Origin of the sequence: Flavobacterium panacis (assembly GCF_024649945.1) — a bacterium.
GTDB lineage: Bacteria > Bacteroidota > Bacteroidia > Flavobacteriales > Flavobacteriaceae > Flavobacterium > Flavobacterium panacis.
This window is the reverse complement of sequence record NZ_JANKMS010000006.1, coordinates 15,742-31,613: the sequence shown is the minus strand read 5'-3', so window position 1 is coordinate 31,613 and position 15,872 is coordinate 15,742. Positions and strand designations below refer to the sequence as shown.

At 34.9% G+C, this 15,872-nt stretch carries 11 protein-coding genes; 3 read left to right on the top strand and 8 right to left on the bottom strand.

The features are described 5' to 3' along the window. Positions 1-5 precede the first annotated feature (5 nt). Positions 6-1,136, top strand: coding sequence for a cysteine desulfurase family protein (locus NQQ59_RS13805; RefSeq protein ID WP_144219479.1), 1,131 nt, complete (start codon positions 6-8; stop codon positions 1,134-1,136). Between the two features lie 279 nt (positions 1,137-1,415). On the opposite strand, the gene NQQ59_RS13800 is transcribed toward NQQ59_RS13805, so the two are convergent. Genes NQQ59_RS13800 through NQQ59_RS13790 form a run of 3 tightly spaced genes read right to left on the bottom strand, consistent with a single transcriptional unit; the run spans position 1,416 to position 3,945 of the window. Beyond that, positions 1,416-2,018: a nucleotidyltransferase family protein gene (locus NQQ59_RS13800; RefSeq protein ID WP_144219478.1), complete on the bottom strand. Its 603-nt coding sequence runs from the start codon at positions 2,016-2,018 to the stop codon at positions 1,416-1,418. Then, the gene (locus tag NQQ59_RS13795) at positions 1,999-3,132 is read right to left on the bottom strand and encodes an XdhC family protein (RefSeq protein ID WP_144219477.1); all 1,134 of its coding nucleotides are present in this window, start codon (positions 3,130-3,132) and stop codon (positions 1,999-2,001) included. Before NQQ59_RS13795 ends, NQQ59_RS13800 begins: the two co-directional genes overlap by 20 nt. 36 nt (positions 3,133-3,168) lie before the next feature. Next, complete coding sequence (locus NQQ59_RS13790) at positions 3,169-3,945, bottom strand: response regulator transcription factor (RefSeq protein WP_144219476.1); 777 nt, start codon at positions 3,943-3,945, stop codon at positions 3,169-3,171. Positions 3,946-4,045: 100 nt separating this feature from the next. Here NQQ59_RS13790 and NQQ59_RS13785 point away from each other — a divergent pair, with 100 nt between their 5' ends. Together NQQ59_RS13785 and NQQ59_RS13780 are read left to right on the top strand one after the other, a co-directional pair. Continuing rightward, on the top strand, positions 4,046-4,795 hold the full coding sequence (locus NQQ59_RS13785) for a DUF1349 domain-containing protein (RefSeq protein ID WP_257698315.1): 750 nt from the start codon (positions 4,046-4,048) through the stop codon (positions 4,793-4,795). A gap of 341 nt (positions 4,796-5,136) precedes the next feature. Beyond that, positions 5,137-5,469, top strand: a complete 333-nt coding sequence (locus NQQ59_RS13780; RefSeq protein WP_144219474.1) for a YegP family protein — start codon at positions 5,137-5,139, stop codon at positions 5,467-5,469. A gap of 78 nt (positions 5,470-5,547) precedes the next feature. Here NQQ59_RS13780 and NQQ59_RS13775 read toward each other — a convergent pair whose 3' ends face one another. The 5 genes from NQQ59_RS13775 to NQQ59_RS13755 all read right to left on the bottom strand — a co-directional run bounded on the left by NQQ59_RS13775 (position 5,548) and on the right by NQQ59_RS13755 (position 15,794). Then, positions 5,548-7,482 carry a family 43 glycosylhydrolase gene (locus NQQ59_RS13775; RefSeq protein ID WP_144219473.1) on the bottom strand — a complete coding sequence of 645 codons (1,935 nt, stop codon included), beginning with the start codon at positions 7,480-7,482 and terminating at the stop codon, positions 5,548-5,550. Between the two features lie 36 nt (positions 7,483-7,518). Next, complete coding sequence (locus tag NQQ59_RS13770) at positions 7,519-10,050, bottom strand: alpha-L-arabinofuranosidase C-terminal domain-containing protein (protein WP_257698314.1); 2,532 nt, start codon at positions 10,048-10,050, stop codon at positions 7,519-7,521. Between the two features lie 26 nt (positions 10,051-10,076). Next, complete coding sequence (locus tag NQQ59_RS13765) at positions 10,077-11,447, bottom strand: glycoside hydrolase family 27 protein (protein WP_144219471.1); 1,371 nt, start codon at positions 11,445-11,447, stop codon at positions 10,077-10,079. A 207-nt stretch (positions 11,448-11,654) separates the two neighbouring features. Further along, on the bottom strand, positions 11,655-14,078 hold the full coding sequence (locus NQQ59_RS13760; RefSeq protein WP_144219470.1) for a sugar-binding domain-containing protein: 2,424 nt from the start codon (positions 14,076-14,078) through the stop codon (positions 11,655-11,657). Positions 14,079-14,210: 132 nt separating this feature from the next. Beyond that, entirely contained in the window at positions 14,211-15,794 is a 1,584-nt protein-coding gene (locus NQQ59_RS13755) for a glycoside hydrolase (RefSeq protein ID WP_144219469.1), read from the bottom strand. Positions 15,795-15,872: the final 78 nt, after the last annotated feature.

Genomic DNA, 15,872 nt, shown 5'->3' with positions numbered 1-15,872 from the left:
AGATTATGCCACAGCAAGAAACCATTTATCTTGATAATAATGCCACAACTCGTGTTGACGAACGCGTTTTGAACGCCATGCTTCTGTATTTTACTGATTTGTACGCCAATTCAACAGGAACACATTTGGCCGGATTAACGGTAAAAGAAGCTGTTGAAAATGCGGCTTGGCAAACGGCTGATTTGATAAATGCTGATGCTGATGAAATCATCTTTACTTCGGGTGCTACTGAAGCGATCAATCTGGCGATAAAAGGTTTGGCTGATCAAGATCGAAAACATATTGTTACCATTCAAACGGAACATAAAGCAGTTCTTGAAACCTGCCATTTTATGGAAAGTATTGGTTTTGAAGTGACTTATCTTCCAACTGATTCTGACGGACTTTTAGATCTTCAACTTTTAGAAGAAACAATTACAGATAAAACACTGGTTTTCATTGGAATGTTTTCTAATAACGAAACAGGCGTCATACAAAATTTAACTGCAATTTCGAAAATTCTAAAAACCAAAAATGTACTTTTTATGTGTGATGCAACACAAGCTGTTGGAAAAGTTTCTGTTGATGTAAAAGAACTAGGAATTGATCTTTTGACTTTGTCGGCACATAAATTTTACGGTCCTAAGGGAGTTGGTGCTTTGTATGTTTCGGCGAAAGCCAAAATCAAATTATCTCCTCAAATTCTTGGAGGCGGTCAACAACGAAAATTAAGAAGCGGAACGCTAAATGTTCCCGGAATTATCGGTTTAGGAAAAGCATCGGAAATTGCTGTAAATGAATTAGAAAAAGATCAAAATAGAATTTCTCTATTAAGAGATCAATTGGAAAAAGGTTTATTACAATTTGAAGGTTCTTTCGTTAACGGAAATACTGAAAACCGAATTTATAATACTTCAAACATTTGTTTTCCCGGCGTAAATTCTGAACAGCTGATTTTAGCTTTGGGAAATATTTCGGTTTCGAATGGTGCTTCATGTTCGGCTGTGACTTCTGAGCCTTCGTATATTTTAAAAGCAATGGGATTGTCTGATGAAGAAGCTTTAAGTTCAATTCGTTTTAGTTTGGGCAGATTTACCACTTCTGAGGAAATTGATATTGCTGTTGAGCGGATTTTGGAAGTGGCAGGACGATTGTGAGTTTTTTTTTGCCACGAAGGCGCTAAGGCACTAAGTTTTTTTATTTTTAATCTCGCGATCCGGATAGTTATCGGGAGCACAGACGCAAAGTTTTTGTACTAATTGAATTGCGTCCAGCTTTAGCTGGATGAAAAAAAATAATTCATACAAAAAGGCTTTAGCCAAACTTGCCGTAGTTTGGCTAAAGCCTTTTATTTTGTTACAATTAAACCTCCAGTTAAAACTGGAGGCAACTGATAAAAAGTCTTTGCGAACCTTGCGCCTTTGCGGTTAAATAAATTATTCAGAAAGCAATGTCTTGTAATCTTCTTCTGTATCAATATCAATATTTCCTTTTTCGAAAGAAACTGAAACTACATCTTCTGTATATTTTTTAATGAGTTTTTTGGCGCCTTCCTGTCCATTTAAATCTAGCAATTCTTGGAAGTACTTTTTCTGAAATAAAACTGGAGTTCCTAAAGTTTCTGAGTAAGCTGATGCTACGATTCCTTTTCCTGTTTTAATCGCTTCATTAATCAGATTTTCAAAAATAGAACTTGTTACAAATGGTTGATCACAAACGGCTAAAATACATTGTTCGCAATCTGGATTTAGAAGTAATAATTCGTCAATCCCTTTTGCGATTGAAGAAGACATTCCGTTTTCCCATTCGGGATTGAAAGAAAATAGTATTTCAGGCGAATTAAGCTCTTTTTCGATCAAATCATGATTGGAACCCGTTATTACTATTAAAAACGAATCTTCAACCTTTAAAGCTTCAGAAATAGTGTTTTTCAGCAGGGTTGAATCTTTGTATTTTAATAATTGTTTTGGTCTGCCTAATCTGGAAGAATTTCCTGCTGCCAGAATAATAATGCCTGTTTTATTTGGAAATGGCTTCATAGTGAATTTCGTTATGAATTTTTCCTGCTTTGAATTTTAAGGAAGTTCCCGTTCTTTCTGATGCAAAAGCTTTGATTTCTGAAATGATTGATAAGGCAATTTCTTCTGAAGTTTCAGCACCAATATCCAAACCAACAGGGCTGTGAATTTTTTCCAACTGTTCTTCGTTTACGGTGATTCCTTCTATCAAAAGATCATCTAACATTCTGTTGAATTTTGACTTTGGGCCTAGAATTCCCACGTAGTGAAAATCTCTTTCCAACAGCAATTTTAAAATACCTAAATCGTATTTGTAATTGTGCGTCATCAGTAGAAAATACGTTTGGTCATCAACAACAATACTTTCTAAAAAATCTTCTGCTTTTACGGTAGATATTTGATCTGCTTTTGGAAAACGCTTTTTGGTTGCGTGTGTGGCACGACCTTCCTGAATGGTAATTTTCCAACCTAAAACATTGGCCATTTTTACCAAAGGCTGCACATCGTTTCCTGCTCCTGCAATTATCAAAGAAATTGGAGGTTTTATATATTCAATCAGCGCTTCATTATCGCTTTCAGAATGTAGTTTTTTTACAATTGAAGTTTTGGTTTCCAACACTTCTTTTACATCAGAAATTAGATTTAAAATATCTTTATTGTGATTTAAAACTGGACTGTCTTTTCTATAAAATAAAGTCGTTCCAATTTGAGAAGCATTTCTTTTGAGTGAAAAAACGGTAACAATAACGGCTTCTTTTCTTTCTAATTCTAATTGCTTTAAAAGCTGTATTGGATTATTGGCAGTTTCAGCATCAATATATTCAAACAAAATATGAACGATTCCATTGCAACCAAGTTGTAAACCAACTTCTGCTTCGTCTTCATTGCTGGTATTGTAAGTAACTAATTTATTTTGCTTTTGATGAATGGACAGAAGTGCTTTTCGTAAAGCATCGCCTTCTAGACAACCACCGCTTATCGCACCAGTTAGAAAACCATCTTCCGTAACTAGCATACGGGCGCCTGCTTGTCTGTATGATGAACCTTCTACTTTTACGACGGTTGCCAAAGCACACTTTTTATCTTCATTTTGTGCTTCTGAATAGGCTTTTAATATATCGCTGATTTCTTTCATAATCCATTATCCTCCTAACAAAAATAAGGAAATCTTTTAAAGAGAAATAATTCCCATGACAAAAGCCGTCTGAACTGCTTCTGCCGTATTCGTCACTTTTAACTTTTCTATGATGTTTTGTCTGTGGCGTCTTACGGTGTAAACTGAAATGTGCATTTCAGCTGCAATTTGTTCGCTTTTGTTTCCTTTTGCAACGCTGGTTAGAACTTCCGTTTCTCTTTTAGAAAGTATATTTTCAGTATTGTTTTTATACTTTTCAGATTCGATTACTTCTCCTGTTTTTATATTAAAAATCTTTCCATCAATTCCTGTTCGAGGCTGTAAATCTGTTGATGGCAGATACAAACACAGAGAAAGTGAAATACTTCCGTTATTAAACGTATTCAAATAAATAGTTCGATGATTGATAAACGAAATTTTATCGCTAGAATCTTTCATTCTTAAACGACTCAAAGTGCTGTAATTACTATATTCTTCTCTCGGAATTTCCTTTAAAAACTGATAAAAATTAAGTTCCAAAACGTGACGTTCTATCAAATCTTCTGAATTGATTTTAGTAAAAATACATTCTTCAAAAGCAGAATCAATCACGGAAGTTTCATCTGGAAGTCCAAATACAGAGCCAAAACTTCCTGCGTAAATATAACTTTTGTCCGATTGATAATCGGATAAAACCGCTACACACTGCTCTATTTTGACATAATTGATGACGAATTGATTGTACATTTCGATATCATTTGATTCTCCAATCTCAAAATTTTGTTCTAAAAATGTAGTTATTAATTGGTTTTCGATTGAAGGATTCTTAGGCATTAAATGTGTAATTGGTTAATTTTACGTATTGTCTTTGTTTAAAAGCAATTTTATTTTTGGAACATTAAAAATATCACTTTCTATCCCAAAAAAATAATTTATGAAAACAATTTTTTACAGCGCTCTTACAATTTTAAGTATTTCTCTACTAACAAGCTGTAACGGCAAAAATGAAACAGCAAAAACAGCTATGACAGAAGAAACTAAAACCGATTCGGCTATTGTAAACGGTGCGCCTTGCGACATCAAACTTTCCAACATCCATTTTACAAAAGCGGTTAATGGTGCTGATACTTTAATTAAAACGGAAGCAAACGAAAAGATTGTCTTTAAGGCTGGCGAAAAATCAGATTATTTCTCTGATCCTGATGGAAAATTATCGAACACCACTGCTCCAATGCTTTTGTCTAAAGTAGATAATACAAAACCTTTTACGCTTGTATCTAAAGTCACTCCTCAATTTACAGAGAAAGGTTTATACAATGCAGGAGTTTTATACATTTATGTGAATGATAGTTTTTATCAAAAATTCTGCTTTGAACAGGATGAAAGAGGAAACCACAGAATTGTAACGGTTCGCACGATGGGAACTTCTGATGACAACAATCATGATGTTGTAAAAGAACCTTCTGTTTACATGAAAATTTCTTCGGACACTAAAACGGTGGCAAGTTATTATTCTTTAGACAAAAAGAACTGGCAAATGGTTCGTTTGTATAAAAACAATTATCCGAAAGAAATCTGGATGGGAATTAGTACTCAATGTCCAGTTGATAAAGGAACACAAAGTATTTTTGAAGAAATTAATCTAGAAGAAAAAAGTGTTTCTGATTTTCGTTTAGGAATCTAAATAACTTCAGATTTTAGATTTTAATGTCTAAACGATTTGAGAAATTACTATTTTAAAATAAGTAGATTAAAAATCTGTATAAATCTGCTTTTATCCTTTTTAATCTGCGTGAAAAAATCGATACGTAAAAAAGTGTTTCACGCAGATTTATAAAAGATTTCAGCAGATCAAATTAGATCTTATTTAAAAAACTACTTAAATCTATTTGATCCAACGAATTATAGTATATTTTTTATTCTTAAGATAATCATTTTTTCATACTGATGTATGATTTATATTACCAAGTTTTGTATTTTTATCAATAGCAAAATTATTATTACCTAATCTTAAAAATAAACTACATGGGAAAATTTGTAATTACTACTAGAGCCAACGGAGAGTTTCAATTTAATTTAAAAGCTGGTAATGGTCAGACCATTTTAACAAGCGAAGGCTACACTACAAAAGCGGCATGTAATAATGGTATTGAATCTGTAAAAACTAATGCAGTTGACGATAATCGTTACGACAGAAAAGAAGCTAAAAATGGAAAACCTTATTTCAATTTAAAAGCTGGAAATGGTCAAATTATTGGTTCAAGCGAAATGTACGAAAGTGTTGCAGCAAGAGAAAACGGAATTGAATCTGTAAAGAAAAATGCTCCTGACGCTACTATTGACGATCAGACTTCTTAAAAAAACTTTTATAATTATAAAAAAAGCGGTTTCTAAATTAATAGAAACCGCTTTTTTATTGAAAATTAAATCTAAAAATTATTTTTTCAAAGCTTCAATTCCAGCATGAGTTGGAACAACTTGTTTGATCGTTCCGTCTGCATTAAATTCTAATTTATCCATGCAAACTTCACGGTGAAAACCTCCAGCTTGACCCATTTTGATTCCGGTTGGATAAGAGAATCTGTGATATGTGATGTACCATTCATCTTTATTTGGAATTTGTAAAACTGAGTTATGTCCTGTTGCATAAATTCCTTCCTCTGGTTTTCCTTGAATTATGATATTGTTTTCTGGAATTTGAAGTGGTCCTGTTGGTGAATCTGATATTCCGTATCTCACTTTGTATTTCGGACTTCTAGTATCGTCTTCGCTCCAAAAGAAATAGTATTTTCCGTTTCTGTAGATTACATAAGTTCCTTCGCGGAATGAATTATTTACAGCAATTACCTTTTGAGTTCCAGGTTTTAAAGAAACCATATCTGGATTTAACTCGGCAACTCCCATATACATATTTCCCCAATACAAATAACTTTTTCCTGTTTTTGGATCTGTAAAAACATCTGGATCAATTTCTTGTCCGTCTTTTATTCCTTCTGGTCTTGAAGCTACAATTGCTTTTCCACTGTCTTTAAAAGGTCCTGTTGGATTATCTGAAACGGCAACTCCTACTTTTTGAGCAGCAGTAAAATAGTAGAAATATTTATACTTTCCTTTTATCTTTTTCTCCACGATACAAGGCGCCCAAGCATTTCTATTTCCCCACGGAACGTCTTTTTTAAGATCTAGAATTATACCTTCGTCTTTCCAATCTACTAAATTATCAGAAGAAAACGTTTTGAAATAATAACCTGACCAACTATCAAATCCGTCACTTGTTGGATAGATATAATATTTTTTAGTTTTGTTTGAATATAGAATTTCAGGATCTGCATAATATCCTTCTAAAACCGGATTGTGATTTATTTTTGAAAGTTTTGCAGGCGTTCCCCATTTGTTTGTAATTCTAGTTAATTCTGAACGAGTTATCGGCAAAATAGTTCCGTGACGCGGATTAAAATCCATTGAAATATCTTGGTCAATAACCTTGAAATTTTCTAAGTCTTTTGTTTTCGTAAACTGATATCTTCCTTTTGTATAAACATCGTACATAAGGATATACTCATCTGAATTGTTGAGTTTAAAAACACTAGAACCTTCTACTCCATCTTTTGTCTGTTGCAGATAATGGTCATTTTCAACCCAATTTCCAGAAGTCAAATCTTTTGTAACTGCCACTTTGATTCCAGGCGTATTGGTTTCTGTTTTGTAAAAAAGGTGGTATTCTCCATTTTTTTCGATAATGTCACCATCAATACAAGCGTTACCAGACTTTGGAACGAACAATAATTTCGGTTCACCTTCTAAGGCTGTGAAATCTTTATTCGCGTAAGCGTAGTAAATTTTATCTGGACCTCCAGTGTGCTGCATACTAAAGTAAATCATGTATTTACCTGCTTTGGCATCGTAAATTGTCTGTGGTGCCCAAACACGTTTTAGATTTTCGTTTCCTGGAAATGTTGTTTGAATATTTACGATACTGCTTTTCCAGTTTACTAAATCGGTACTTTTTAATAAAACCATTGCACGATTACTGTCCCAACCTTTTGAAGAAGTCATATCAGTCAAAACCATATAAAATGTTTTGCCGTCTTCACCACGTAATATATGTGGATCACGAACTCCTCCAGTCGAACTGATGGCTTTACTGTCTAAAATAGGTTTATTGTTATTAAGGGCATAATAATGATATCCATCAGTACTTACTGCATAATTAACCGCTTCTTCTTCTACTTTATTTCCAATGAAATAAACAAATAAATAAGCTGTCAAATCTTTTTCTGCGATAACTGGCGGAACTCCGCCTGTATTCTGAGCCTGCACAACATTCAAAAAGGATAACAGTGCAACAATGCTTAATTGTAATTTTTTCATTCTTTCTTATTTTTTTATACTGCAATTCCTAGCAGTTTATTTTGTTTTAATACGCATTACAACAAAAGTATAAGGTGGCAATTCTTTAGAAAATGCCTCTGCAACCGACAACTTTTGAGTTACAGGTCTTGCCGTTGTAAGTTCGGGATTTCCTGATAAAACAGTGTAAGTGACATTTGCTGTTGTAGAAAGATCAGCAAAGTCTATTGTAGGTTCTACTGAAACAGGAAGAGCATTTACCAACTTAAGAATCAAATCTCCTGAAGCTTCATCTTTTACAACTGAAATTGCGACACGTTTTTGTACTTCATCATTAGGATCTGAAAGTTTTACAACACTTTCTATATAATGATTTCCTGGATTTTGACCATACAGTTTTTGTACAAAATAATTCACTGTTGGTTTGATCTCATCTCCATTAAAATAAATCAAATCCGGATTCCATTGTGTATGTTTTTCTCGTGCCAATAATGGCGCATAAGAAGCCATAGTTACAACATCTCCATTACGTTCAACTCCCGTAAGATATAGCGCTTCAGCTAAAGCATTATAAAATTTATTTCCGCGAGAAGCGTATTCTCCTAAGTAAACTTTAGATTTTGAACGATCATAACTATCATAAAAATTCTGATTATTGATAAACCAGCCTGGCGATTGATAATAATGTTCGTCTACAATTGGCAGTTTCAAATCATCTGCAATTCTCCAACCTTCATTATAATCTGTTCCTTCAAAAAATGGCCCTACAGTTCCAATAACAATAATTTCAGGATATTTTTGCTGTACCGCTTTTACAATCATTCGGTAACGTTCTTCAAAAACATCGCTGATTAAATCTTCATTTCCGATTCCGACATATTTTAAATTGAAAGGTTTTGGATGACCCGCTTCTGCACGTTTTTTACCCCAAACGGTATTTACGCTTCCATTGGCATATTCAATCAGATCTAAAACATCCTGAACGTATTCGTCCATCTCTTCCATTGGAATTCCGAATTGTTGTCCAGAACCACCGTCAGATGAATTCTGACACGGAACTCCAGCCGCTAAAACTGGAACAGCCTCAGCGCCTAAATCTTCACAAAACTGAAAATATTCGAAATATCCCAATCCCATTGACTGGTGATAACCCCAAATATTTCGCATCGGAATACGGCTTTCAAGTGGTCCAATTGTATTTTTCCATTTGTAGATATTGTGTAATCCATCACCATGTGCTACACATCCTCCAGGAAAACGAACAAATTTAGGATGCATATCTGCTATCGCATCTGCAAGATCTAAACGTAATCCATTTTTGCGTCCTTTAAATGTTTTTTGTGGAAAAAGCGAAACCATATCAACTGCCGTTTCTCCGTCTGTACTAATTTCTAAATGAGCGTCTTTTACCGTTTTTGAAGCTTTCAAAACGGCACTATATTTCTTCCATGAAGCTGATGGCGTAAATTTCGCTTCCGCTAAAGTTTCTCCGCTTGCCGATTTCAGACGAACAACAGCTTTTGTTCCTTTCGCAAAAACAGTAAAATCGTATTTTTCATTCGCTTTTACAGCAATACCATCAAAGCCGGAATTACTGATACTTCCCTTAGAAATAACTGCATAATTAGGATTATTAACGTGAATTGGATTTTCTTTTGCGATTTTAAAATCACCACTCCATGCCATTGTCGCATTCCATTTTTCGTCTCTCTCTTTCTTGTCGTGAAGCGCATATTCGAAATCACGATTCTGAATCAATTCACCATACAAACCTCCATCTGCAGCATAATTGATGTCTTCAAAGAAAACTCCAGTCAACATATTACTGATTTTTTTAGACTGTTTGCCGTCAATTTTAATGGCTGCTTTCACAGGTTTTAAACCAACAAATAATAAACTGTCGCTTTTTGGAGAAGTATTGTCTCTTTTATCTCTAAACTTTACCGACTCCATATTTCTGGTCATATTTTCAACCAGATTCCAGTCTACTTTGAACAAAGTTCCTTGCAAAACTTCTCCTTGTAAAATAATTTCGTTTCTCAATTTTAAAGAAGAACCATTTGCATCAAGCACTGACGGACTGTAGTTTTTAAAATCTTTGGTAGTACTGTAATAATTTTTTCCGCTTTCGCTAAAGTGAACCACATATTGCCCCTCTTTTAAGCTAACCTGAACATTCTCAATAACTGATTTATCTTGGCTTTTTCCAACAAAATTCTTCATTCCTTGAATGTAATTTTGCCTTCCCCAATTGACTAAATCTTTACTTTCTGAATGTGCAAAAACATTATCTTTTACACTCCAAAAACAGTGAAAAACTCCAGCATTGTCACGAACCAAAAAAGGTTCAGACATGCTTTTTCCTGTTGGTCCCCAGCTTCCGAAATCTGATTTTAGAAAACTAAATTCAGGGCCAATTGAAAACCAGTTTTTCTGATCGGTACTCCAGGCAAAATGAAGTCCATTTTTTCCGTTATTCTTTAAGGTCGAATAAGCAAATAAATATACGCTATCAGGCTTTTCTGTTTTTGGTTTCAGGGCAAATCCTGAAAACACAAAAACAGCTGTAAAAATTGAAATTAGATTCAAAATTTTACTTTTTAAAACCCTCTTCATTATTTTTTACCTTTTAACTGATATAAAACTGAGCTATGTGGTTTTAAATCTGCCTCTATTTCTTTAGAAGATAATTTTGATTTAGTGCCTGTCCACATATTTAAAACTTCAACAGAACCTGAAATTCCAAGATCAGAAAGGTTGACTGAAACCTTTTGTGAATCTTTATCTGAAATATTAAACAAAGCCAGATAAACACTGCCATCTTTAGCATTTTTTGAAGTTACAGCAATCTTCCCATCTTTCTGAAAAAGTTGTTTTACGGCTGTACTTTCATTATGCATTTTTACAACGTCTTTGTTTGTTAATAATGACAAAGTAAAAGCATCATTACTTGGTAAATCGCCACCAAAGAATAGTGGTGATTTGAAAATATTGAAAAATGTAATTAAAGTATATTGTTCGTCTTTTGTTAAACGTGTCATACGATCTTCACCTCTTTCTCCTCTGATAGAGATACGCCCTAACGGAATCATATCGCAATCTGGCCAAGTTCCTGGTGCGATGTGCGGATACCATTTTTGAGCCACATCCATTAAATGCGTAATGTGAGGCCAAGTATCCCAAACATCATCCACCATACGCCACATATTGGCATGTGTGCTTACATGCTGCGCTGCTGTGATTGGTGTCTCTCCTGGTGAAGTACTTAAAACAATTTTACGTCCACATTTATCAATCGCATTTCTGATTAAGTTGATTTCACCTTCGTGATATGGTCTTGATAAATCATCAATTTTAATGAAATCTACGCCCCATTGTGCATATAATTCGAAAATAGAATTGTAATATTCCTGTGCTCCAGGTTTATCTGCTACAACAGTATAATTGTCTCTCAACCATTCGCATTGTAATGCTGTAGAGTAAATTTGATCTGCAGTAATTCCGTTGGTTCCTTTAATTGGCAGTTTATCTTCAACCGCTTTTTTAGGAATTCCACGCATAATGTGAATTCCGAATTTTAATCCTTTTTTGTGAATGTAATCAGCTAAAGGTTTAAAACCTTGACCATCTTTTGCGGAAGGGAATCTGTTAACAGCCGGTAAATATCTTCCGTACTGATCGATTACATAACGAGGATCTTTTTGGTTGTATCCTCCTGCTTTGTCATTTTCAACAAACCATCGAATATCAACTACGACATATTCCCAACCGAATTTCTTCAGCTCCTTTGCCATATAATCAGCATTGGCTTTAACTTCGTGTTCTTCAACTGTTGGTCCGTAACAATCCCAGCTATTCCAGCCCATTGGCGGAGTTTGAGCCCATTGTTTAAATTCTTCTTTTTGAAATGTTTTGGTTTGTGCATTAGATGCGGCTGATAGGAAAAAGGCTCCTATCGCCATAGTGAGTAAGTTTGTAATTTTCATTGTTTTGTGGTTATGTGTATTTTTTACACTTTAAATATAATGAAAAAATTTAATCTCATTGATTTTATTATCTCTCAAAGGATTAAATATGATTTATTTTATGAATATTCGTACAAAAATGGTTGTATATCAGATGTCTCGATGTGACATTTACATATATTTTTTTTTCAATAATATACTAAAGAAAAGCCCCTTGCGGGGCGTTTTCTATTTTACATTGATCATAACCTCCACAGGTTTTAACCATTGACTGGTAAATTTCACTTTTATTGGTGCTGTTGAATCTCCATTTGCCTGAATATACGCTGCAATATGTCCGTGGAAAACTCGCTGAACATTATCTGTATAGTCTGTCATGTCGCTGTTATTTCCAGCTTCTAATCCTAATAAAGTTCCTGCGCCAGTAATGGTACAAGTTACTTCATTATCTGAAAGCATTACTGGAAGTCCGTTTTGGTCTTTTACCTGAACCATGATTTTAGCAACTCCTTTGTCTTTGCTGATTGTAATATCTTTATCTGCAATAGTCAACTCAACTGGCTGTTGTGTAGAATTAATAGCATAACGACTTACCTCTTTATCATTTTTGTCTAATCCAATCACTTCTAATTTTCCTGAAGCAAATGGAATATCCCAATAGATAATTCCTGTTTTTTCATCATACAATTTAGTTTCCCTAACTGTTTTTCCGTTCAATTCTAAACGTGCTTTTGCAGCATTCGTATAACAAACCACACGGATTTTTTGTCCCGCTTCGTAATTCCAAATTGCCCAAGCATCTTTAGAAACATCTTTCTCGTTTGTTAACGGATAGGTTCCTAAATAAGCCATTGGTTTATCTGACCATAATGACTGACGGAAATAACCACGAGGTTTAATAACTCCTGCAAAATCAACTAAACCAGAATAGAATCCTCTTGAAGGCCATCTACCAGATTCTCCTAAATAATCAATTCCTGTCCAAAGAAACTGACCAAAAATAAATTTGTTGTTTTTTACAGCTAACCAAGGTTCCATGTCGTGAACATTTTCACTTCCGTAAATGACTCTTTTTGGATATTTCTCGTGATCCGATTTGTATTTACTTTCTGTATAATTGTAACCTGTAATATCTAAAGCTCCTGGATATTCTGTTTCGTTAGACATGGCAACTCCTGCTAAACCAGCTGTTGTTGGACGCGATTTGTCGTACTTTTTAACCGCTGCAACCAAACGTTTTGCAATCGCTCCCAAACGCATAGCATCTGGAGCATCTTTTTTGTAACCGCCATAAGCAGCTTGCCCGAAACCGTTTTTCCCTTGATCTAAAACTGGATGAGAATACGGATCGTTTGGATAATCTACTTCGTTACCAATACTCCATCCAAAAACAGAAAGATGGTTTCTGTCACGACGTACAAAATCTTCTAAGTCTTTTTCTGCCCAATCAGCAAAAATATCAAATGAACCTTCAAATCCAGGTGTTCCGTAATTCCAGCCTTCTAACCATTTACGTTTTGGGAATTCCCACTCGTCATATGCTTCGTTTAAAACCAATAATCCTAGTTCATCGCAAAGCTCATAAAATTCAGGTGCTTGTGGATTATGACTAGTACGAATAGCATTTACTCCAATTTCTTTCAATGTTTTTAATCTGGTTCTCCAAACTTCTTTTGGAACAGCAGATCCTAAAACTCCTGCGTCATGGTGCAGACAAACGCCTTTCATTTTCATCCATTTTCCGTTAAGGGCAAAACCATTGTTCGGATCAAAAGTGAAATTTCTGAAACCTGTTTGGGTTACCGTTTTATCGATTTCTTTACCATCTTGTAAAACAGTCGTTTTTAATTCGTATAAATTCGGATTTTCTAAATCCCATAATTTTGGATTCTTAATGTTTATTTTTGTTGAAATTTTTCCATTCTGATTCGCAGCAACATCAACTTTAGAAGAAGATTTTCCTACTGATTTTCCGTCTTTTGAGAAAAGCTCATTTACAATAGTTACACTTGATTTGCCTTTAGATTTATTTTCAACCTCAACCTCAACATTCAAAGTTCCGTTTCCTTTATTCACTTCAGGATAAGCATAAACTCCCCATTGCGCAATATGAACCGGATTTGCATAAACCAACCAAACATTTCTGTAGATTCCAGAACCTGTATACCATCTTGAATCGGCACTTTGGCTGTGGTCTACACGAACAGAAATTGTATTTTCTCCACCAAATTTCACAAAATCAGTTGCATCATAAGCGAAAGAAATATATCCGTTTGGACGTTTACCTAAAGAGTGTCCGTTGATAAAAACTTCACTTCTATTGTAAACTCCTTCAAAGTATAAATACACTTTTTCACCTGATTTGCTCTGCGGGATATTGATTGATTTTCTATACCAAGCAATTCCACCCGGAAGGTAACCTGTACAACTTGCCAATGTTGGACTCAACTGTCCTTTTACGCTCCAATCGTGAGGTACGTTTACCTGTTGCCATTTACTGTCATCAAAAGCAGTATTTTTAGCTTCGGGAGTTTCCTGAAGATTGAATTTCCAGTTGTCGTTAATTTTCTTAGAATCTCCAAACGATATCTGACTGCTTGCAGATAAACACGAAAAGAGTAATACGGGTAGTAATGTTTTCTTAGTTAGCATTTTTTAAGTTTATTTTTGTTTCAGGTTTTTAATTAGTTTTCAGTCGCAGTCACAGTTTTCAGTCTTAACTAAACTGACAACACTGAGACTGCCACTGAAAACTGTGACTGTGAATGCGACTGTAACCGCAAACTATTGCAATTCCCCCACAAACGTCACTACAGATCTTGCAGGGATTTCTAGTTTTCCATTTTTTTGAACTTCTGCTCTTTTTAGATTTGATGTCTCAGAAGTTACGTAAGGTGTGAACTCATTGTTTTTTAAAGTTCCTTTTGATAAATCAAATTGGTATTGTTGCGCCGATTTTCCACAGTTTACAGCTACTACAATCAGTTTTTTACTTTGAGTGTCTTTGTAAGCCGTTAACATGACGTCGTTTGCTTTGTCTAGTTCATTTTGGTTTGGAACATCAACTCTCTGCATTCCAGGACGTACAAAAAGCGAATAATTTCCTAAAGCCCAAAGCAATTTTGAATCGTGGAATTCTCCATCATTTTTCACATAATCGGGAGCAGTTCCACCGTTACTTTTTCCGTCATCCAAATAAATCAAACCATCTTTGTAATCTACTCTTGTAATGGATGTCCACCATTGCCATGAAGCTGCATTCGCAACTGCAATATCATTATGAATCAAACGTGCTACGAACAAAGCTGTCTGCATTCCTAAATCTCTTCCTCCACCTGATCCTCCCGGAATTTCATTCTCTCCAGGATTCTCTAAGATACAATATTCAGACTGCCAATATTTTAATCCTGGATTTTTTTTAATTTCTGCTGCAATTAATTTTCTACTTAAAACCTGTCTTTCGATTGGCCAAGTTGTAAAATAGCTGTGCCCTAGAATTACATTTTTAACATTCGGTAATTTAGTGACATTCGTTTTTGTCTTTCCGAAGAAATAATCAATCTGATTATCTCTGTTTTCAGCATTTACATTTTCGTATAAATAATCGATTTGAGCTGCCTCTGCAATGACGATTTCAGTACTCATTTTTTGCGCTTTCAGTTTCTCCGAAAGTGCTTTGGTCACATCATAGATTTCTTGATTGGTTGCTGGTGTTCCTTCCTGACTGTTTGTATCACCGCTTTTTGGCATCCATTCCCACTGTGGTTCATTTAACGGACTAACATAATCGAATTTGATTCCTTCTTTTTTCTCTAATCCTTGAATACTTTGAACTAAAAAATCGGCAAATTTTGGAATTGCACCATCTTTTAGATTCAGTTTATTCTTTTGAGAGGCAAAAGACAATCCGTTATTTGTCATATGAACCGGAGGGCTGTTGGTGAAAATAAGAAATTTTTCGACACCACGTTTTTTAGCGGCCTGTAAAAACCATCTTTGTCCTTCTTGTTTTGAGAAATCATAAGTTCCATCAGCATTTAGAAAACATTCGCTTCTTCTCCACTCGTCCGAAACTTTACTGTCTTCACCTTGTTCCGTGCTTCCTGCACCAAGGTTAAATCTCCAGATCGAAAGTCCGATTCCTTTTGGATTTCCTTGTGCATCGATTTCTTTGCTAAACAATAAATCTGCAATGGCATTTTTTTTCTGTTCTGGCCAATTTTTACCCACAAACTGCGCTCTCCAGGCATCTGAGCCTCCAAAACCGTCCATGGTTTGTACTACATTATCTGTGCTAATAGTAACCGTTCGCTGTGCAAATGTCAGCGAACTTGTTACTAATAAAAGCGAGAGATATATTTTCCTCATTTATATTTTTTGATTTTTAACCGCAAAGACGCTAAGTTCCGCAAGGTTCGCTAAGTTTATTTTACTTAGCGTCCTTTG